The organism is Micromonospora sp. C31 (genome assembly GCF_018070575.1).
In the GTDB taxonomy this organism is placed as follows: domain Bacteria; phylum Actinomycetota; class Actinomycetes; order Mycobacteriales; family Micromonosporaceae; genus Micromonospora.
In genome coordinates this window covers 33,292-53,226 of the sequence record NZ_JAGPXN010000014.1, presented here as the reverse complement: position 1 = coordinate 53,226, position 19,935 = coordinate 33,292, and the positions used below count along the sequence as shown (strand labels likewise).

Here is a 19,935-nt window from a genome sequence, read left to right as displayed (position 1 = left end):
GTTTCCGGCATACACCTTGTTTGTCGTTTCGAGGGGGAACTGCGGTGCGAGTGACCGGTACGGGACACGCCAGCATGCGGATCGACACGGCCGCGGGCAGCATCCTGTGCGACCCGTGGGTCAATCCGGCCTACTTCGCCTCGTGGTTTCCGTTTCCGGACAACTCCCTGCTCGACTGGGAGACCCTCGGCGACGTCGACTACCTCTACGTCTCCCACCTGCACCGGGACCACTTCGACGCGGCGCACCTGAAGCGCTTCGTGTCGAAGTCGGCCACCGTGCTGCTGCCCGCGTTCCCCACCTCCGAGATGGCGGACGAGCTGCGGGAGCTGGGCTTCACCAAGTTCCTGAAGGCGCCGAACGAGCAGGTCGTGGAGCTGGACGGCGGCCTGAAGATCATGATCCAGGCGCTGACCAGCCCGACCGACGGCCCGATCGGTGACTCCTCGCTCTGGGTGGAGTACGACGGCGTCCGGCTGCTCAACCAGAACGACGCCCGCCCCACCGACCTGGGCGTCTTCGCCGAGCTGGGGCACGTGCACGCGCACCTGCTCCAGTTCTCCGGCGCGATCTGGTACCCGATGGTCTACGAGCTGCCGCAGGCGGCGAAGACGGCGTTCGGCAAGCAGAAGCGGGACCGGCAGTTCGACCGCACCTGGCGCTACATCGACGACCTGAAGGCCGACCACGTCTTCCCGATCGCCGGCCCGCCCTGCTTCCTCGACGACGAGCTGTGGCAGTTCAACGACATCCACGGCGACGAGGGCAACATCTTCCCCGACCAGTCGGTCTTCCTGAGCGAGTACGCCAAGGTCGGCGGCACCAACGGCGTCGTGCTGCTCCCGGGCAGCGTCGCGGAGATCACCACCGGGAGCTGCGAGACCACCCACCCGGTGCCGGTCGAGGAGTTCTTCGCCGACAAGGTCGCCCACCTGGAGGAGATGCGCGAGCGCAAGCGGCCGGTCATCGAGGCGGAGAAGGCGTCCTGGCGCCACCCCGAGGTGGACGTGCTCAAGGAGATGCAGCGCCGGATCGAGCCGCTGCTGGACGAGTCGATCTACCTGGCCAAGGGGGTCGGCGGGCCGGTCCGCTTCGACCTGGTGGGCACCGACAGCTCGGGCGGCGAGACCGTCGAGTCGATCGTGGTGGACTTTCCCGGCAAGCAGGTCCGCCCGTACGCCGACGAGAAGGTCCGCTACCGGTTCCGCACGGAGCGTGCGCTGATCGAGCACCTGCTGCACATCGGCGAGGTGGACTGGGTCAACTCCCTCTTCCTCTCCTGCCGCTTCTCGGCGGCCCGGATCGGCCAGTACAACGAGTTCGTCTACGCTTTCTTCAAGTGTCTCTCCACGGAGCGCCTGCAGTACGCCGAGGGCTGGTACGACGAGCACGAGCGGAGCAGCGACGCCGAGGACATCACCCTCGGTGACTGGGTGGTGCAGCGGCGCTGCCCGCATCTGAAGGCCGACCTGACCCGGTTCGGCATCGTCGACGGCGACCAGCTCACCTGCCAGCTGCACGGCTGGCGGTTCGACCTGCCCAGCGGCCGCTGCCTGACCAGCGTCGGGCACAAGGTCCGCGCCCACCGCGTCGACGCCGAAACCCCCGCCCCCGCAGGGGAGGCCCTCAGCTAGACCCCGAAGCGGGTCGGCGGGAGAGGTCGGTGAGGATGCGGTGGGCGGCGTTGTGGCCGGCGGCGCCGATGACGCTGCCGGCCGGGTGGCAGCCGGCGCTGCCGGCGTAGACGCCGTCGACGCCGGTGGCGTACGGCATCCGGTCGGTGAACGAGACGGTGTTGTCGACGTGGTGGATGTGCCCGCCCGTGATGCCGAAGTGCGCCTCGATGCCGGGCGGCGGCAGCGGTACCGCGTCCGCGACGAGATCGCCGGTGCCGGGGGCGTACCGCTCGCAGATCCCGATCAGGCGCTCGACGTAGCCGGGCAGCGCCTCGTCCCAGCCGGTGCCGGCCAGCTCGTAGGGCACCGACTGCACGAAGAGCGCCGACGAGTGGTGGCCCCGGCCGTCGGACAGCGACCCGTCGACGGTGGTGTGCAGGTACCACTCGATGGTCGGCTCGTCGGGCAGCCGCCCCGCCTGCACGTCGGCCCACATGGCGCGCAGCGCCGCCATCGGCGGCTCGCCACCCCCGCCGGTCAGCGAGTCCGAGCCGGGCAGCAGGTGGATGGTCGAGCCGAACGGGCTGGTCGCGCCCTCGGGCAGGCAGGAGAAGCGGGGCAGGCCGGTCAGCGCCAGGTTGAGCTTGAGCGTGGTGCCGGGCCGGCGGACCGCCGCCATCCGCCCGGCCAGCGGTGCCGGGAGCGCGCCGTCGGGCAGCAGGTCCATCAGCCGGTACGGGTCGCACGCACCGAGCACCACCCGCGCGGCGACCTCCCGCCCGTCGGCGAGGACCACCCCGGCGGCCGCACCGGCGTCGAGGGTGATCGCGTGCACCGGCGTACCGGTGCGGATCGTCGCGCCGGCGGCCCGGGCGGCGTCGGCGAAGACCCGCGACACGGTGCCCATCCCGCCCTCGGCGATCATCCACGTGCCGTCGGAGCCGGGCAGCCGGCACATGTTGTGGACGAGGAAGTTGTGCCCGGTGCCCGGGTCGTCGGGGCCGGCGTTCAGCCCGGAGAGGCCGTCGGTGACCGCGTACATGCTGACCAGCAGCTCGGAGCGGAAGTCGAAGCGGGCGAGGTGGTCGGCGACCGAGCCGCGGACGAGGTCGACGAAGACCTGCCGCAGCGCCGGCCGGACGTGGCGCTCGGCGGTCTCCTCGACGGGCAGCGGCTCGGCCAGCCAGGCGGGGGCGAGGTCGTCGCGCAGCGCGGCCAGCTCGGCCTGGAGGGCGTCGTCCGCGGCCACGTCGGCGGGGGAGAAGAACTCCGCGAGCTGCGCCCTGGTGGCCGCCGTGTCGCTGCCGAACAGCAGGTACGGCGAGCCGGGACCGCCCGGGGTGGGCAGGAAGTAGTGCGGGTCGCGGCGCAGCACGGGGATGCGCACGTCGAGCGTGGCGAGCAGCTCCGGCGGCATCAGCCCGAGCAGGTACGACCCGGTGGAATGGCGCAGCCCCGGCACCCGGGGGAACGGGGCCTCGGTGCGGGTGGCCCCGCCGATGACCGCCGCCGCCTCCAGCACCAGCACGTCGAGCCCGGCGCGGGCGAGCAGGATCGCGGACACCAGACCGTTGTGCCCGGCGCCGACGATCACCACGTCGGCCCGGTTCGGCAGCTCGTCACCCATGCCGGGGGAGCCTACTGCCCGCGGCCGCCGCCGGTCAGCCCTTCGCACCGAGGGGGGCCTGGTTCGGCGGGTCGGCGAGCAGTTGGGCGGTGAGCATCTCCAGCTCCAGCTCGAAGAGCTCCTCGGCCTCGGTGACCGCCCAGTCGAACTGGTGGAAGACCTCCATGGCGACCAGGCCGTAGAGCCGGGTCCAGCCGGAGAGGAAGGCGTAGGCGACCTCCACCGGCAGCTCGCCGTGGCTGAGCCGCAGCGGCTCCAGCCGCCCACCCAGGCGCTGCCGGAGCAGCTCGGGCGGCGGGGTGCGGAAGGGCGACCGGCGCCAGAGGTCGAGGATCGGTTGGATGAAGACCGCGCCGAAGCGGGAGCCGGGATGGCCCGGGTCGACGCAGCCGTCGACGAGGGCGTTCCGCCCGGGGGTCGGGGCGCCGAAGATCAGCCCGAACTCGGCGGGGTGCGCCACCGACCAGGCACGGAACGCCCGGGACATGGTCAGCAGTTGGTCGACCGGTTCGGCCCCGGCGTCGTCGCGGGCCGTCTCCAGCAGCAGCCGCAGCTCGTCGTAGAGGTCGCCGGCCAGCGCCGCGACGAGGGCTTCCAGGCTGGGGAAGTAGCGGTAGATGGCCGGCGCGGTCATGCCCATGTCACGGGCGATCGCCCGCAGCGAGATCGCGTCGACCCCACCCGTCACCAACAGGCGGCGTGCCCCGTCCTTGATTTCGGCGACGGCCGCCTTGCGCAGGCGTTCCCGCCGAGTGGGTGCGGCCATCGACAATCACCTTGACCAGACAATTCACCGTTGCGATAGTTAACGGCGTTCACTGAAATTAGCGATGTTAGCAGCTAGTTGGCTGTGGAGGGAGAGGCGAATGTTCGCCTGGTGGGGACAGATGGTCGTGCGGCTGCGCTGGTCGGTGCTGGCCGCCGCCCTGGTGCTCGTCGCGGTCGGCTCCACCTGGGGCGTCGGGGTCTTCGGGCAGCTCACCGGGGGCGGCTTCGACGACCCGGCGAGCGAGTCCAGCCGGGCCGCCGAGCGGGTCACCCGCGAACTCGGGCCGCAGGGCGCCGACCTCGTCGTGCTCTGGTCCAGCGACGGACCGACCGTCGACCAGCCCGCCTTCCGTGACCCGGTCGCGGCCACCGTCGCCGGGCTGCGCCAGCGCCCGGAGATCACCAGCGTCACCACCTGGTACGAGACCCAGGCCCCAGCGCTGCTCTCCACCGACCGCCGGGCCACCTACGCGCTGGTCCAGCTCCGGGCCGCCGACAAGGACGACAAGGCCGCCGCGTACGAGGAGCTGCGGCCGGCCCTCGCGGCCCCCGGCGTACGGACCGAGGTCGGCGGCGCGACGGCGGCCCTGCAGGAGTCGAACGCGCAGACCACCGAGGACATCACCCGCGCGGAACTGCTCTCCATGCCGGTGCTCCTGGTGCTGCTCGTGCTGATCTTCGGCGGGCTGGTGGCAGCCTCCACGCCCCTGCTGATCGGCGGACTCGCCATCCTCGGCGCGTTCGTCGCCGTCCGGCTGGTCAACATGGTCACCGACGTCTCGGTCTTCGCGATCAACGTCATCACCCTGATCGGCCTGGGCATGGCGGTCGACTACGCCCTCTTCGTGGTGAGCCGCTTCCGCGAGGAGTTGGCCGCCGGCCACGACACCCCGGCCGCGATCCGGCGGACGATGGCCACGGCCGGCCGGACGGTGCTGGTCTCCGGGCTCACCATCGCGACCGCCATGGCCAGCCTGCTGATCTTCCCGCAGGCTTTCCTGCGCTCGATGGCGCTCGGCGGGATGGCCGCCGTGCTGGTCGCCATGCTTGCGGCGTTGACCGTGCTGCCGGCCCTGCTCGCGGTGCTCGGCCACCGGATCGACGCGCTGCGCGTACCGCTGCCGTGGCGGCGTCGGGCGCGCGGTGGGCGGCCGGCGGAGGGTGCGGCGGGTGGCGCCTGGGCCCGGATCGCGCACAGCGTGATGCGCCGCCCGGTGCGCTACCTGGTCGGGGTGACCGTGCTGCTCCTACTGCTGGCCACGCCGATCCTGCGGATGGAGTTCGGCGGGTTCGACGACCGGGTGCTGCCCGCGAGCGCCGAGCCGCGAGTGGTCTCCGAGCGGATCGCGGCGGAGTTCCCCGGCGGCACGATCGCACCGATCGACGTGCTGGTCTCCGGGGCGTCCCCGGAGCAGGCGCAGTCCTTCGTCGACCGGGTGGCCGCCGTGCCGGGCGTCACCGGCGTGCAGGTGGCGGCCAACCGGGGCGCGTCGACGCTGCTGACGGTGACCTACCCGGGCGAGCCGACCGGCGACCCGGCGCACGACGTGGTCCGGGCGCTGCGTGCCCTGCCCGCGCCGGACGGCGCCGAGGTGCTGGTCGGCGGCCGGCCCGGCGTCGACCTCGACCTGATCGACGGCCTCGCCGACCGGCTGCCCTGGATGGCCCTGCTGATGGCCGCCGCGATCCTGGTTCTGCTCTTCCTCGCCTTCGGCTCGGTGGTGCTGCCGGTCAAGGCGGTGCTGATGAACCTGGTGTCGATCGGCGCGTCGTTCGGCGTGGTGGTCTGGATCTTCCAGGACGGGCACTTCGCCGACCTGCTCGGCTTCACCCCGACCGGGTTCATCGAGCCGAGCAACCCGATCCTCATGCTCGCCGTGCTCTTCGGGCTGGCGACCGACTACGAGGTGTTCCTGCTCTCCCGGGTGCGAGAGGAGTGGGACCGCACCGGCGACAACACCGCGTCGGTGGCCGTCGCGCTCCAGCGCACCGGGCGGATCATCACCGCCGCCGCGCTGCTGCTGGTCATCGTGGTTGCCGGCTTCGCCACGGGCGAGATGGCGTACATCAAGCTCATCGGGATCGGCATGATCGTGGCGATCGTGGTGGACGCGACGCTGGTCCGGGCACTGCTGGTGCCGGCCACGATGCGGCTGCTCGGCCGCTGGAACTGGTGGGCCCCCGGCCCGCTCGGCCGCGTCTACCGCCGCTTCGGCCTGCACGAGTCCGAGGGCGACCCGGTGGCCCCGGAGCCCCGTCACCCGGCGTTCACCAAATAGAGGCTTCCGTCGATGCCCTGTCGGCCCTAGCGTCGACGGGGCATCGTCCCCGCACCCTCCGGGAGCCTCCGATGGACCGTCGTACCCTGCTGCGCGCCACCGTCGCCGGTGGCGCCGCCTTCGCCGGCAGCCTCTGGGCCGGCGCCGCGCTCGCCGCCCCTGCCCAGCCCGGCCCCGGCCCGTACGGTGAACTGCTCACCGCCGACGGCAACGGCCTCCAACTGCCGGCCGGCTTCACCAGCCGCGTCGTCGCCCGATCCGGGCAGCGGGTCGCCGGCACGTCGTACCGGTGGCACTGGGCGCCGGACGGCGGCGCCTGCTTCCCGGCGGGTGACGGCTGGATCTACGTTTCCAACTCCGAGGTGCCGCTGGTCGGTGGCGCCTCGGCGGTGCGCTTCCGCGCCGACGGCTCGACCGCGGCGGCGTACCGGATCCTCGGCGGCACCAACGTCAACTGCGCCGGCGGGGCGACCCCCTGGGGCACCTGGCTGTCCTGCGAGGAGGTGCCGCTGGGCCGGGTCTTCGAGACCTGGCCGGACGGCAGCCGGGCGGCCGAGGAGCGGACCCGGATGGGCCGGTTCACCCACGAGGCCGCCGCCTGCGACCCGGACCGGCGGGTGGTCTACCTGACCGAGGACGAGGACGACGGCTGCTTCTACCGTTTCGTCCCCGACACCTGGGGCGACCTGCGCACCGGGAAGGTGCAGGTGCTGTGCGCCCCGGCCGACCAGGTGACCGGGCCGGTGACCTGGCGGGACCTGCCGGACCGGGACGGCTTCCCGGTGCCGACCCGCTGGCAGGTCGGCGCGGCCCGACACTTCGACGGCGGCGAGGGGTGCTGGTACGACCGGGGCACCTGCTGGTTCACCACCAAGGGCGACAACCGGGTGTGGGCGTACGACGCGGTCAACCAACGTCTCGACCTGGCGTACGACGACTCGCTGGTGCCGGCCGGGGCGGCGCCGCTGACCGGCGTGGACAACATCACCGGCACCGCCGGCGGGGACCTCTACGTCGCCGAGGACGGTGGCAACATGGAGATCAACGTCATCACCCCGGCCGGCGCGGTCGCCCCGTTCCTGCGCATCCTCGGCCAGCCCGACTCGGAGATCACCGGCCCGGCGTTCTCCCCGGACGGGTCCCGGCTGTACTTCTCGTCCCAGCGCGGCGCCTCCGGCAGTTCCACCGGCAGCGACGGGATCACCTACGAGGTCTCCGGCCCCTTCCGGCCCTGACCCTCGGCCCGCTCTGTGGGACCGCCCCCGCCGGTGGGGGCGGCCGGTGCCTCGCCGCGGCGCTCGCGCCAGCGGGAGAGGGCGAGCGTGGCGGAGTAGCCGGCCAGCACGATCACGTGGAAGAGGTAGAGCCAGAGCAGGACCGCCACCCCCGCGCCGATCCCGTCGAACCCCCCGAACGGCACCCCCAGGTCGATCGGGAGCGAGGCGAAGAGCACGAAGCCGTGCAGGAAGCCGGAGAGGTTGGCCGCGGTGAACGACCCGACGCCCAGCGCGGAGAGCCAGTCCGGCGACGCCGGGCCGACCACCCGGAACACCCACAGCAGCACCGGGGTGAGCACCAGCCAGACCGCCAGGAACGACAGCACCACCCCCAGCACGCCGGTCCAGCCGCCCTGCCGGACCAGCCCGGTGGTGGTGGGCAGCGCGAGCAGGATCGACAGCAGCAGGGCCGGGGCCGGGGCCAGCAGGGGCAGCAGCAGCAGCCGGCCCCGCCAACCGACCAGCGACTCCTCGCTGCGCGGCACGGCGACCGAGACGAAGGCGCGGCGCAGCCCCTCGCCGTAGAGCGACGCCGGCAGCAACGACGCCAACGCCAGCAGCGGGGTCAACCCCACCCCGGCCTCGACCAGCGCCTGCACCGCGTGGGGCGCGCCGATCGCGTCCGGCAGCGTCCGCACGGCGTACGAGGTGAGCCGGCGTACCCGCTCGGCGCCCGCCAGCAGCGAGGTCAGCCAGATCGCCAGCAGGGCCACCGGCACGACGGCGATCGCCCCGTAGAAGGTGATGGCGGCGGCGTGCAGGGACAGGTCCCGTCCCCGTAGCGGGCGGAACGCCGCACTGGTGACCCGCTTCGCCCGTTGCCATCCGCCGCCCATCGCGGCTTCCTTCCCCGTACCGTCGCGCGTCACTCATTATCATCACGGGCCATGACCGTTCTCACCACCCGGCGCCTGGTCCTGCGGGAGTGGAGCGCGGACCCGGCCGACCTGGCCCGGATCTTCGACATCTACTCCCGCCCCGAGGTCACCCGGTGGCTCGGCGCGCCCGGTCTGCCGCTGACCGACCCGGCGCAGGCCGCCGACCGGCTGGCGATGTGGCGCGAGCGGCATGCGGGGCACGGCGGCCGGTACGGCACCTGGGCGATCGAGACCCGCGACACCGGCGTGGTGGTCGGCACGGTGCTGCTCAAGCCCCTGCCCGGGCGCGACGAGAGCGTGCCGACCGAGGACATCGAGGTGGGCTGGCACCTGCACCCCGACTCGTGGGGCCACGGGTACGCCACCGAGGCCGCCCGCGCTCTGGTGGCCCGGGAGCTGGCCACCGGCACCCGCGAGGTCTACGCCGTGGTGGCGCCGGGCAACGCGGCGTCGATGGCGGTGGCCCGCCGGCTCGGCATGGCCCACGTGGGCCGCCGCACCGGCTGGTACGGCGGCGAGTCCCTGGAGACCTTCGTGCTGAATGCTCCCGTGGACGGACGAATCGTGAGCTGAGCCGCCCGACGAGCCGTCCCGCCGCGGCTGTCCGTAGGGCACCTCGGCTCGGCCCCGGACGAAGTGGCGGTCGCGGTCGGACATCCGACTGGCGGCGCAGCCGACGGCGGGGAAAGGTCCGTGTCGACGCCCGTCGAACGCGGCTTCACCTGTGCGGATGTGCGTACGCGGGCTCTCGCGCGGCCGGCATTCGGGGTGGCGCGTCACCGGAGCCCCTTTTCTCCGTGTGCCAGTGTTGATGCCTGATCGACCTCAACGTCTCTCAGTCGACGAACGGCGTCGGAGGCAACGTGACGGATGACGAGAACGAATCGGACCGGGGCCCCTGGCGGCCCATTCTTCGCTGGCTCGGCGCGGCCGCGGCCATCGCGGGCATCGTCGGGATGGTGTTCCAGGTGATCGAATGGGCCGGCTCCCGCACTCCGCCGACGACGCAGGTGGGTGCCGGAGCCAGCGCCCCGGCGGAGAAGGCCAACGGTGACGAGCAGTTCGTGCAGGCCGGGCAGTGTGTGCGAAACGTCGGCGACGCGGAGAGTCCGGTGCTGAAGATCGCCTCCTGTGGTCAGGGAACCCAGCGGGTCGTGGCACGGATCGAGCAGGCGATCACCGACGAGACGCAGGCCGACGCGCTGTGCGGCGAAAAGGCGCCGGGCTACGCCGACTTCCACTACTCCAACTGGGGGAAGCGCTCCGACTTCGTCGACGTCGTGTTCTGCCTCGTCCCCGCATAGCGGGCCGGGGCGCTACGCCACCTCGACGAAGTCGAGTTCCGCCCAGCGGCTCAGGTGGGTGAACCGGAGCGTGTTGAAGCCCGCGGTCAGCGTGACGTCCACCCCCACCTGCCGCCAGACGTCCCAGCCCGTGTCGGGATAGGTGACGACCTTCGGGTTCGCGCCGTTGACCGTCAGCGTGTGCTGGGCGTCGCCGTAGCCGGCGGCGTAGGCGACGTGGGCGCGGTAGCCGCTGGCCCGGGGCGCGAAGACGGTGACCTCGACCCAGCTGTCCGCGTGGTCGATGTACGCCACCACCTGCCCCTGGGACGTGTTCGGGGCGGCGCGCACCGCACAGTTGCTGAGCGAGCCGCGCTCGGCCTCGTACCGCACGCGGCTGCCCCGCACCACGGGATTGCCGCCGGCCCAGCCCAGCGCCGCCACGTACATGCCCCGGGCGGAGTAGTTGTTGATCCAGCCGTGGAACACGATGTGGTCGCCGCCGGCCTCGCGCACCACGTCCGCGCCGCCCGGCCCGCGTACCGCCGAGTCCAGCGACGCGGTGGTCATCAGCGAGCGGTACGCCTTGGTGTACGGGCCGGTCAGTGAGGTCGACGTGGCGTAGCTGGTCTGGTAGCCGTCGCCCCCGTAGCCGCCGAGCGAGTAGAAGAGCACGTACTGCGCGCCGACCCTGGTCAGCACCGGCGCCTCGATGATGCCGCCCTCCTCGGCGCGACCGCTGCGCAGCAACTCGACCCGGGCGCCCTGGAGGGTCACCCCGTCGGCCGCGACCCGTTGCAGCCACAGGCTCGTCGGCTGGCCGATGGCGTTGCCGTCGTCCTTGTAGAGCAGGTACCGCAGGCCGGTGCCGTCGGTGAAGCTCGCCGCGTCGATGTCGCCGCCCTCGCCGGCGTTGCAGACCAGCGGCTGGGTGCCGACGGAGGTGAACGGCCCGAGCGGCGACGTGGCCAGCGCGGCCCCGAGGCACTGCCGGCCGGTGGCCCGGCTGCGGGCGGTGTAGTAGAGCAGGTAGCGCCCGTCGGCCCGCTGCGACACGTCGGGCGCCCAGGTCAGGCCCCCGTTGGCCCAGGCGCCGAGGGTCGGCATCGCGTCGGCTCGCCTGGTCCACGCTCCGGTCAGCGAGCTGGCCGTGGCGACCGGGACGTTGCCGTGGCCGTTGTTCGTCGAGTACGCGTAGTAGGTGCTGCCGAACCTGACGACGTCGGGGTCGGGAAAGTCGCTGGCGATGACGAGCGACGGTGTCGTGGTGGCAGCCTGGGCCACGCCCGGGCCGACGAGCAGTGGGGCGGCGACCAGCAGGGCCGCCAGCCAGACGAGGCCTCTTCGCATGCCGAAATTCAACCACAGTCATCTATGTGTGGACAGTTTTCTTCGTAGGGGTCGACCCTGAAGCGCGCCCAGGGAACGGCATCCCGTCCCCGGTCGCGTCCAGAGGGCCGACGGCGGCGCCGCTGAAGATCGGGTGACGTCCCGCCGGGCTCAGGGCCGCGTCCCGCCCGGGTCAGCGTCAACCGATCGTGGGATATGGGCTGGTTGGACGACGCTGCGCGACACCCGGCCGAACTCTCCACTGATCACTGACGCAATTCGCGAACGGCGCATCCGTCGTGCGAGAGCAGGCCGACGCGGAAGGCTGAGGCTCCCGGCGGGCGCCGGGTGACGCTGGGGAAGAATGGCCCGGTGACTTCGCCCCGGGAACTCGTCCTGCTCGGCTCCACCGGCTCGATCGGCACACAGGCCATCGACATCGTGCGGCGCAACCCGGACCGGTTCCGGGTGGTGGCGCTCGGCGCCGGTGGTGGCAACGTCGAGCTGCTCGCCGCCCAGGCCCTCGAACTGCGCGTCGACGCGGTCGGCGTGGCGAAGGCGTCCGCCGCGCAGGATCTCCAGCTCGCCTTCTACGCCGAGGCGAGCCGGCGCGGCTGGGCCACCGGCGACTTCAAGCTGCCCAAGATCGTGGCCGGCCCGGACGCGATGACCGAGCTGGCGCAGTGGCCCTGCGACGTGGTGCTCAACGGGGTGGTCGGTTCGCTCGGGCTCGCGCCGACGCTGGCCGCGCTGCGCGCCGGGCGTACGCTCGCGCTCGCCAACAAGGAGTCCCTCGTCGCCGGCGGCTCCCTGGTGAAGGCCGCGGTGACGCGGCCGGAGCAGATCGTCCCCGTCGACTCGGAGCACTCGGCGCTCGCCCAGTGCCTGCGCGGCGGCGCCCGGGCCGAGGTGCGGCGGCTGGTCGTCACCGCCAGCGGCGGCCCATTCCGGGGCAGGCGGCGCGATGAGTTGACGCAGGTCACGCCGGAGCAGGCGCTGGCCCACCCGACCTGGAACATGGGGCCGGTCGTCACGATCAACTCCGCCACGATGGTCAACAAGGCGCTGGAGGTGATCGAGGCGCACGAACTGTTCGACGTGCCGTACGCCGACATCGCCGTGATGGTGCACCCGCAGTCGGTGATCCACTCGATGGTCGAGTTCACCGACGGCTCCACCCTCGCCCAGGCCAGCCCGCCGGACATGCGGCTGCCGATCGCGCTCGGCCTCGGCTGGCCCGACCGGATCGCCGACGCCGCCGCCGCCGTCGACTGGACCAGGGCCCACACCTGGGAGTTCGCGCCGCTGGACGACGAGGCGTTCCCGGCGGTGGCGCTGGCCAAGGCCGCCGGCGAGGCCGGACGCTGCCGGCCGGCGATCTACAACGCGGCGAACGAGGAGTGCGTCGCCGCGTTCGTGGCCGGCCGGCTGCCCTTCCTCGGCATCGTCGACACCCTCGGGCGGGTGCTGGAGGACGCTCCCGATTTCGACGAACCAGGTACCGTCGAGGACGTGCTCGCGGCGGAGTCGTGGGCGCGCGCGCACGCGCAGGAGATCATCATCGCGGGTTCGGTGGAAGGAGCTTGATGGCAAACCTGCTCGGGGTGGTGCTCTTCGCCCTCGCGATCCTCGTCTCGGTGAGCCTGCACGAGGCGGGTCACCTGCTCACCGCCAAGGCCTTCGGGATGAAGGTCACCAAGTACTTCGTCGGATTCGGCCCGACCCTCTGGTCGTTCAAGCGGGGCGAGACGGAGTACGGCCTCAAGGGCATCCCGCTCGGCGGCTTCTGCAAGATCGTCGGGATGACCCCCCAGGACGACGACGTCGACCCGGCCGACGAGCCGCGCGCCATGTGGCGGTTCCCGGTCTGGAAGCGGACGATCGTGATGTCCGCGGGCTCGATCACCCACTTCGCCCTCGCCCTGGGTGCGATCTGGATCATGGCGGTCTCCTCGGGCCTGCCCAACCCGGATCGGCCGGTCACCGAGGCCGACGCGCGCAGTGAGCCGGCAGTCATCCGGCTCAGCCCGTGCGTGGTCCCCGAGAACACCCTGCGCGAGTGCACCCCCGCTGACGCAGCCAGCCCGGCCACTCAGGCGCAGTTGCGCGACGGCGATCGCATCACCTCGATCAACGGCACGCCGATCGGCAACTACGGCGATCTGCTCACCACGCTGCGTACCCTCAAGCCGGGCGACACGGCGCAGATCGCGTACGTCCGCGACGGCCAACCGGCCACGGCCAGCACCGTGCTGGCGCAGACCCAGCGCCCGCCGCTGGACGACCCGAAGGGGCAGGTCGGCCCGGTCGCCGCGCTCGGTGTGGGCCTCATCCCCACCACCCCCGCCCTGATCACCTACAGCCCGGTCGCCGCCTTCGGCGCGACCGCCGACTACACCGAGAACATGGCGGTCGCCACGTTCGAGGCGATGCAGCGCATCCCGCAGAAGGTGCCCGCGCTGTGGACGGCGATCACCGGCGGCGAGCGGGACATCGACACCCCGATCAGCGTGGTGGGCGCCAGCCGGCTCGGCGGCGAGGCGGTGGCGAACGACGCATGGATGGTGTTCTTCCTGCTGTTCATCTCGCTGAACTTCTTCATCGGCGTGTTCAACCTGCTGCCGCTGCTGCCGCTCGACGGCGGGCACATCGCCATCGCCTGGTTCGAGCGGGCCCGCTCCTGGCTCTACGCCCGGATCGGCCGCGCCGACCCCGGGCGCGTCGACTATCTCAAGCTCATGCCCCTCACGTACGCGGTGATCCTGGTCGGTGGCGTGTTCACGCTGCTGACCATCACCGCGGACGTCGTCAACCCGATCACGCTCTTCTCAAGGTGAGTGCCTGAAGTGACCGCTGTCAGTCTCGGTATCCCCGCCGTGCCGCCCCCGCCGCTCGCCCCGCGTCGGGTCAGCCGCCAGATCATGGTCGGGTCGGTGCCGGTCGGTGGGGGCGCGCCGGTGTCGGTGCAGTCGATGACCACCACCCTCACCTCCGACGTCAACGCGACGCTCCAGCAGATCGCCGAGCTGACCGCGTCCGGCTGCCAGATCGTCCGGGTCGCCGTGCCCAGCCAGGACGACGTCGAGGCGTTGCCGGCGATCGCGAGGAAGTCGCAGATCCCGGTGATCGCCGACATCCACTTCCAGCCGAAGTACGTCTTCGCCGCGATCGACGCCGGCTGCGCGGCGGTCCGGGTGAACCCGGGCAACATCCGCCAGTTCGACGACAAGGTCAAGGAGATCGCCAGGGCGGCCGGCGACGCGGGTGTGCCGATCCGGATCGGCGTCAACGCCGGGTCGCTGGACAAGCGGCTGCTCGCCAAGTACGGCAAGGCCACCGCCGAGGCGTTGGTCGAGTCGGCGCTGTGGGAGTGCTCGTTGTTCGAGGAGCACGGCTTCCGCGACATCAAGATCTCGGTCAAGCACAACGACCCGGTGGTGATGATCCGGGCGTACCGCCAGTTGGCCGAGAAGTGCGACTACCCGCTGCACCTGGGCGTCACCGAGGCCGGCCCCGCCTTCCAGGGCACCATCAAGTCGGCGGTCGCCTTCGGCGCGCTGCTGGCCGAGGGGATCGGCGACACGATCCGGGTCTCGCTGTCGGCGCCGCCGGTGGAGGAGATCAAGGTCGGCAACCAGATCCTGGAGTCGCTCGGGCTGCGCGAGCGGGGCCTGGAGATCGTCTCCTGCCCGTCCTGCGGGCGTGCCCAGGTCGACGTCTACAAGCTCGCCGAGGAGGTCACCGCCGGCCTGGAGGGCCTGCCGGTGCCGCTGCGGGTCGCCGTGATGGGCTGCGTCGTGAACGGTCCGGGCGAGGCCCGCGAGGCCGACCTCGGGGTGGCCTCCGGCAACGGCAAGGGCCAGATCTTCGTCAAGGGCAAGGTGGTCAAGACCGTGCCCGAGGCGCAGATCGTGGAGACGCTGATCGCCGAGGCGTTGCGCATCGCCGACGAGATGGGCGCCGAACTGCCCGACGATCTGCGCGACCTGCTCCCCGGCGCCACCGTCACCGTGCACTGACCCGTCCCACAGCCGGCCCGGCCGGTGCCGTCGTCGTGGTCCCACTCGTCACTCGGCCCGCGCGGCACCGGGCGGATCTGGCAGGCTGGTATCCGTGCTGACGGTGCCGGTACGGCAACTGGGGGAGTCGGAGCGCCGCGCGGTCGAGCGGCTGCTCGACCTCGACCCGTTCGCGGGCGCGCAGGTCGCCGAGCGGATCACCGCGCGGGGGCTGGCCTGGTGGCGCGCCGAGGGGCGGGTGCTGGGCTACGGCAGCCGCCGCAACCTGGAGTCGATCTGCTGGCTGGGTGGCAACCTCACCCCCGTGCTCGCCACCGAGCCGGCCGTCGCCGCCTACGCCGACCTGCTGGCCGGCGAGGAACGGCTATGTTCGTCGATCGTGGGCCGGGCCGACGCGGTGCTCGGCCTCTGGAGCCGGCTCTCCGCCGTCTGGGGGCCCGCCCGGGACGTACGCCCCAACCAGCCGTTGCTGGCGACCGACGCGCTGCCGGCGCTGCGGGCCGACCCGGAGGTGCGGCGGGTTCGCGCGAGCGAGATCGACCGGCTCTTCCCGGCGGCGGTGGCGATGTACACCGAGGAGGTCGGCGTGTCGCCGCTCGCCGACGACGGCGGGCGCGGCTACCGGCGGCGGGTCACCGACCTGGTCCGCACGGGTCGGGCGTACGCCCGGTTCGTCGACGGTCAGGTGGTGTTCAAGGCCGAACTGGCGGTCGTGACCCGGCGGACCGCCCAGGTGCAGGGCGTCTGGGTGGCCCCCGACTGGCGGGGCCGGGGCATCGCGTCGGCGGCGATGGCGGCGGTGGTGCGCGACGCGCTGCTGCGGGTGGCCCCGACCGTCAGCCTCTACGTCAACGACTTCAACCGGCCGGCGCGCCGGGTCTACGAACGCTGTGGTTTCCGCCCCGTCGGCACGCTCGCCACCGTGCTCTTCTGAGCCCACCGCTCGTCTGAGCCCACCGTGTCCTTCTGCGCCCACCGTGTCCTCCTGCGCCCACCGCGTCCTTCTGCGCCCCCGGGCCGGGCGACCGCCGGGGGGACGGGTGCCGGTCGGCGCGGCCCCCGCCTGCCCCGCCGCCGGTCGGCGCGGCCCGCGGCGTCGGCGTCCTGCCAGGTGAACGGCCGGTAAATGCGTTGAGCCGGCCGGCTCGACCGACCAGGCTGGATGCTCCGCCCCGGTTTGCCCGAAGGGACTCCGTCATGCGTCTGCTCCGGGACATGTGGGCCACCTCGCCCCGCCGAATGGCGATCGTGACCTGCCTGATCGTGCTCGGCGCCGGCGGCCAGGCCGCCGGCGCCGCGCTGGCCGGCCCCGTCCTGGTGCACCGCGCCGCCGGGTTCTTCGCGCTGCTAGCCGTGGCGCTGGTCGCCGCCGTCCTCACCGACCTCGCGGTGAGCCTGCTGATGGCCGGGCTGACCGCCGACTGGTCCGCCGACGTACGCCGCCGGCTGTGCCGGGTCGCGCTCGGCCAGGACCTGCCGACCCTGGAGACCACCCCGGTCGGCGAACTGCTCGACCGCATCGACGGCGACGTCTACCAGGTCGCCGCCGCGGTGCGCAACCAGGGCGTACGGATCGCGCAGGGGCTGGCCGCGGGCGTGCTGTCGACCGTCGTCGCCCTCGCGGTGTGGTGGCCGGCCGGCGTCGGGATGCTGCTGCTCACCGTGCTGCTGGCCGCCGGCCTGCGCAAGCCGACCGTGCGGATCGGCCCGGCCCGGATGGCCGAGGAGGAGGCCTGGTCCGACCTCGCCGCGGTCATGGAGGAGGCCATCCACGGCCAGGACGACGTGCGCACCAGCCTGGCCCGACCGTACGTGCTGCGCCTCTACGCCCGACGGGCCGCCGAGGTGCTCAGCCGGGGCGTGCGGGTGTGGCGGATGTCGGCCCAGGTCACCACCGTGGCGGCCGGCGCCATCCGGGCCGGGATCGCGGCCGTGGTGCTCGGCGGCGCGTGGGCGCTGGTCACCGGCCGGGTGGACGGCGCCCGGCTCACCGCGATCTGGCTGCTCGCCATCGGCTTCGGCATGACCGTCGAGCACGTCAGCCGGATGGTCCCCGAACTCCAGTACGCCCTCGGCGCGTGGGGACGCGTGCAGCTGCTGGCGAACTCCCCGCAGGAGCCCGCGGGCGGAGCCGCCCCGGCCGAGGGTGACCTGGTGGTACGGGGCCTCACCTTCCGCTACGCGGGTGCCGACGACGGGCGCGGCCCCGCGCTGCGCGACGTCGACCTCACCTTCACCCGGGGCCGCTCGTACGCCCTCGTCGGCCGGACCGGCTCCGGCAAGTCAACCCTGGCGAAGGTGCTCACCCGGGCCGTCGACGTGCCACCCGGGACGGTCTTCCTGGCCGGCGACGACGTGTGCGACCTCGACGTCGAGGCGCTGCGCCGGTGGATCGCCGTGGTGCCCCAGCGCACCGAGATCCTCGCGGGGACCCTCGCCGAGAACGTCGCGCTGTTCGATCCTGACCTGCTCGCCGCCGCCGCCCGGGCGCTGCGCGAGCTGGGGCTGGACGGCTGGATCGCCGAGCTGCCCGCCGGCCTGGACACCCGGCTGGGCGACGGCGGGCACGTGCTCTCGGCGGGCCAGGAGCAGTTGGTGGCCTTCGCCCGGATCCTGGTGCGCGACCCGCACGTGGTGATCCTCGACGAGGCCACCGCCCGCCTCGACCCGGTGACCGAGGCGCGGGTGCAGCAGGCCACCGAGCGGTTGCTGCGCGACCGGATCGGCATCGTCATCGCGCATCGTCTCTCCTCCGTGCGCCGCTGCGACGAGGTGGTGGTGATGGCCGACGGCGCGGTGGTCGAGGCCGGGCCGCTGCACTCCTCGCAACGCTTCGCCGAGCTGCTCGCCACCAGCCACGCCACCGCGTACGCCCACGCGACGCCGGGTCACGGCGGCGGGGTCGACCTGCTGACCGGCCCGTCGGAGCCGTGGCCGTCCCCCGGCCCGGACGAGGTTCTTCCGCCGGCTGCGCCCCCGGCCATGCCGCCGCTCGTCCCGCCGGTCACGCTCCCGGCCGGTGCGCCCCCGGCCGGGTCGTCCGCCGCGACCTCGACAAGGTCGTCGACCGCGCCGCCGGTCGGGTCGGCCGACGAGGGTACGGGCACGCCCGGGGAGCCGGCCCTGCGTGGGCTGCGGGAGATCCTGCGGCTGTGCGTCAACGACGCGCGCTACGGGCTGGCCTCGCTCTCGATGTTCCTGCTGCTCGTGCTCCTCGGGCTGGAGGGGCCGGTGCTGCCCTGGCTCTGGGCCGACCTGGTCGACGGCACCGGCGACCCGTGGAAGCCGGCGCTGGGGATCGTCGCCGGCCTGCTGGTGACCCTGCCGGTGCCGTACCTCACCGGTCTGCGCTTCCCGCAGTGGTGGGTCCGGCAGATGCTGCGGATCAGCCTGCGCCTGGTGCACGGCCAGACCGGGCCCCGCCGGGTCAGCGGGCACACGCCGGCCGAGGTGGTGGCCCAGGGCGGCGACACCGAGCGGGTGGTGCAGCTCGCCGACAACCTGATGGACCAGGGGATCTCGCTGCTGCTCCTGGTCGCGATGACCGCCGTCACCGGCAGCGTGGTGCCGGGGCTCTTCTTCGCGGGCACGATGCTGGTCTCCGGGCTGGCCGCGACGCTGTTCGGCCCCCACCTGGAACGTTCCGCGCGGGACACCGTCGCGGCGCGGGCCGCGTTCGCCACCGCGCTGGTCTCCTCGCTGTCGGCCGCCCGTACGGTCAAACTGGCCGGGGCCACCCGCCCGGTGCTGGCCCACCTGGCCGACCTCGACGTGGTCCGCAGCGACCGGCAACGCCGGGAGATCTCGGTGCAGGTCTGGTCCCGGTCGACCCCGTCGCTGGTCAGCGGCCTGCTGCCGATCGGCGCGTGGGCGCTCTTCCTGGCCGGGCACCTGTCGGCGGGTGCCACCCTGGTCGTGGTCGCCACCCTGGCCGCCGCCCGTTGGTTCGCCTGGACGACGGCGTCGTTGATCTCGCAGCTCCCGTCGGCGCGGGTGTGGACCCGGCGGACGGTGGCGATGACCGGTGTGGAGGCGTACTCGGCGCCGGTGCCGGAGGTGGACCTCGGCGCGGGGACCGCCCCGGCGCCCGTCGTGCCGCCCCGGCACCCGCTGCGCCGGCTGGAGCTGACCGGCTTCGGCGTCCGGCACACCGACGGGACGGTGGCCGTACGCGACGTCGACCTGACGGTGGAACGCGGGCAGTTGGTGCTGGTCGTCGGCCCGGTCGGCGCGGGCAAGTCGTCGCTGCTGCGGGCGCTGGCCGGCATCGCGCCGCACACCGGCCGGCTGACCTGGAACGGCGACTCCGTCACGGAGCCGGAGTTGTTCCTGCGCCCCCACCAGGTGGGCTACGTCGGCCAGTTGCCCCGGGTGCTCTCCGGCACGGTGGCCGACAACATCACCCTCGGCCACCAGGTGGACGCCGCGGCGGCGGTGTCGACCGCCCAGCTCGACCACGACCTGGCGGCGGCCGGTGGCGGGCTCGGGCTGCTGATCGGGCACAAGGGCACCCGGCTCTCGGGCGGGCAGTTGCAGCGCCTCGCGCTGGCCCGGGCGCTCGCCCCGCGTACCGAGCTGCTGGTGGCCGACGACGTGTCGTCGGCGCTGGACGTCACCACCGAGCTGGCGTTGTGGCAGGCGCTGCGCGAGCACGGGGTGACGGTGGTGGGTTCGACCTCGAAGCGCGCCGCCCTGGTCCGGGCCGACCACGTCGTGGTCCTCCGCTCCGGCACGGTCGCCGCCCAGGGCCCCTGGCGCGACCTGGAACCCCACTGGTCCCATCTGGCCGGCTGACCCGCCGCCCCCACCCCACCGGCGGCCCCCACCCCCGCCGCCCCGCCGGGTGGCGGGGGAGCGGG

14 protein-coding genes are annotated in these 19,935 nt (G+C 73.1%); 10 read left to right on the top strand and 4 right to left on the bottom strand.

Annotated elements, in window-relative coordinates:
• The first annotated feature begins 44 nt into the window (after nt 1–44).
• Nucleotides 45–1,634 carry a Rieske 2Fe-2S domain-containing protein gene (locus KBX06_RS18930; RefSeq protein ID WP_210836786.1) on the top strand — a complete coding sequence of 530 codons (1,590 nt, stop codon included), beginning with the start codon at nt 45–47 and terminating at the stop codon, nt 1,632–1,634.
• Here KBX06_RS18930 and KBX06_RS18925 read toward each other — a convergent pair.
• Entirely contained in the window at nt 1,627–3,243 is a 1,617-nt protein-coding gene (locus tag KBX06_RS18925) for an NAD(P)/FAD-dependent oxidoreductase (protein WP_210836784.1), read from the bottom strand. The two genes, KBX06_RS18930 and KBX06_RS18925, sit on opposite strands and share 8 nt — an antisense overlap.
• Before the next feature lie 34 nt (nt 3,244–3,277).
• The gene (locus KBX06_RS18920; RefSeq protein ID WP_210836782.1) at nt 3,278–4,009 is read right to left on the bottom strand and encodes a TetR/AcrR family transcriptional regulator; all 732 of its coding nucleotides are present in this window, start codon (nt 4,007–4,009) and stop codon (nt 3,278–3,280) included.
• 100 nt (nt 4,010–4,109) lie between these two features.
• Between KBX06_RS18920 and KBX06_RS18915 the strand changes: the two genes are divergently transcribed.
• Both KBX06_RS18915 and KBX06_RS18910 read left to right on the top strand, forming a co-directional pair.
• The gene (locus tag KBX06_RS18915; RefSeq protein ID WP_210836780.1) at nt 4,110–6,290 is read left to right on the top strand and encodes an MMPL family transporter; all 2,181 of its coding nucleotides are present in this window, start codon (nt 4,110–4,112) and stop codon (nt 6,288–6,290) included.
• A 71-nt stretch (nt 6,291–6,361) separates the two neighbouring features.
• On the top strand, nt 6,362–7,525 hold the full coding sequence (locus tag KBX06_RS18910; protein ID WP_210836774.1) for an alkaline phosphatase PhoX: 1,164 nt from the start codon (nt 6,362–6,364) through the stop codon (nt 7,523–7,525).
• Here KBX06_RS18910 and KBX06_RS18905 read toward each other — a convergent pair.
• Nucleotides 7,495–8,403, bottom strand: a complete 909-nt coding sequence (locus KBX06_RS18905) for a YhjD/YihY/BrkB family envelope integrity protein (RefSeq protein WP_210836772.1) — start codon at nt 8,401–8,403, stop codon at nt 7,495–7,497. The genes KBX06_RS18910 and KBX06_RS18905 overlap by 31 nt on opposite strands.
• Nucleotides 8,404–8,454: 51 nt before the next feature.
• Here KBX06_RS18905 and KBX06_RS18900 point away from each other — a divergent pair, with 51 nt between their 5' ends.
• A complete protein-coding gene (locus KBX06_RS18900) occupies nt 8,455–9,018 on the top strand; it encodes a GNAT family N-acetyltransferase (RefSeq protein WP_210836763.1) in 564 nt (187 codons plus the stop codon).
• Nucleotides 9,019–9,308: 290 nt separating this feature from the next.
• On the top strand, nt 9,309–9,749 hold the full coding sequence (locus tag KBX06_RS18895) for a hypothetical protein (protein WP_210836761.1): 441 nt from the start codon (nt 9,309–9,311) through the stop codon (nt 9,747–9,749).
• Between the two features lie 12 nt (nt 9,750–9,761).
• On the opposite strand, the gene KBX06_RS18890 is transcribed toward KBX06_RS18895, so the two are convergent.
• Nucleotides 9,762–11,078 carry a family 43 glycosylhydrolase gene (locus KBX06_RS18890; protein ID WP_210836759.1) on the bottom strand — a complete coding sequence of 439 codons (1,317 nt, stop codon included), beginning with the start codon at nt 11,076–11,078 and terminating at the stop codon, nt 9,762–9,764.
• 351 nt (nt 11,079–11,429) lie between these two features.
• On the opposite strand from KBX06_RS18890, the gene dxr reads away from it, so the two are divergent.
• From dxr to KBX06_RS18865, 5 genes are all read left to right on the top strand, one after another.
• Nucleotides 11,430–12,644 carry a 1-deoxy-D-xylulose-5-phosphate reductoisomerase gene (dxr, locus tag KBX06_RS18885; RefSeq protein ID WP_210836757.1) on the top strand — a complete coding sequence of 405 codons (1,215 nt, stop codon included), beginning with the start codon at nt 11,430–11,432 and terminating at the stop codon, nt 12,642–12,644.
• Complete coding sequence (locus KBX06_RS18880) at nt 12,644–13,894, top strand: RIP metalloprotease (RefSeq protein WP_210836750.1); 1,251 nt, start codon at nt 12,644–12,646, stop codon at nt 13,892–13,894. Before dxr ends, KBX06_RS18880 begins: the two co-directional genes overlap by 1 nt.
• Before the next feature lie 9 nt (nt 13,895–13,903).
• A complete protein-coding gene (ispG, locus tag KBX06_RS18875) occupies nt 13,904–15,076 on the top strand; it encodes a flavodoxin-dependent (E)-4-hydroxy-3-methylbut-2-enyl-diphosphate synthase (protein ID WP_210836748.1) in 1,173 nt (390 codons plus the stop codon).
• A gap of 94 nt (nt 15,077–15,170) precedes the next feature.
• Nucleotides 15,171–16,010 (top strand): DUF4081 domain-containing GNAT family N-acetyltransferase, encoded by an 840-nt coding sequence (locus tag KBX06_RS18870; RefSeq protein WP_210836741.1) that lies wholly within the window; start codon nt 15,171–15,173, stop codon nt 16,008–16,010.
• Between the two features lie 263 nt (nt 16,011–16,273).
• Entirely contained in the window at nt 16,274–19,870 is a 3,597-nt protein-coding gene (locus tag KBX06_RS18865) for an ABC transporter ATP-binding protein (RefSeq protein ID WP_210836739.1), read from the top strand.
• The last annotated feature ends 65 nt before the right edge of the window (nt 19,871–19,935 follow it).

Excerpts from the sequence above, each read along its gene's own strand:
- KBX06_RS18925 (WP_210836784.1), bottom strand. The coding sequence starts at position 3,243 with ATGGGTGACGAGCTGCCGAACCGGGCCGACGTGGTGATCGTCGGCGCC.
- KBX06_RS18920 (WP_210836782.1), bottom strand. The coding sequence starts at position 4,009 with ATGGCCGCACCCACTCGGCGGGAACGCCTGCGCAAGGCGGCCGTCGCC.
- KBX06_RS18915 (WP_210836780.1), top strand. The coding sequence starts at position 4,110 with ATGTTCGCCTGGTGGGGACAGATGGTCGTGCGGCTGCGCTGGTCGGTG.
- KBX06_RS18910 (WP_210836774.1), top strand. The coding sequence starts at position 6,362 with ATGGACCGTCGTACCCTGCTGCGCGCCACCGTCGCCGGTGGCGCCGCC.
- KBX06_RS18905 (WP_210836772.1), bottom strand. The coding sequence starts at position 8,403 with ATGGGCGGCGGATGGCAACGGGCGAAGCGGGTCACCAGTGCGGCGTTC.
- KBX06_RS18900 (WP_210836763.1), top strand. The coding sequence starts at position 8,455 with ATGACCGTTCTCACCACCCGGCGCCTGGTCCTGCGGGAGTGGAGCGCG.
- KBX06_RS18890 (WP_210836759.1), bottom strand. The coding sequence starts at position 11,078 with ATGCGAAGAGGCCTCGTCTGGCTGGCGGCCCTGCTGGTCGCCGCCCCA.
- KBX06_RS18880 (WP_210836750.1), top strand. The coding sequence starts at position 12,644 with ATGGCAAACCTGCTCGGGGTGGTGCTCTTCGCCCTCGCGATCCTCGTC.
- KBX06_RS18865 (WP_210836739.1), top strand. The coding sequence starts at position 16,274 with ATGCGTCTGCTCCGGGACATGTGGGCCACCTCGCCCCGCCGAATGGCG.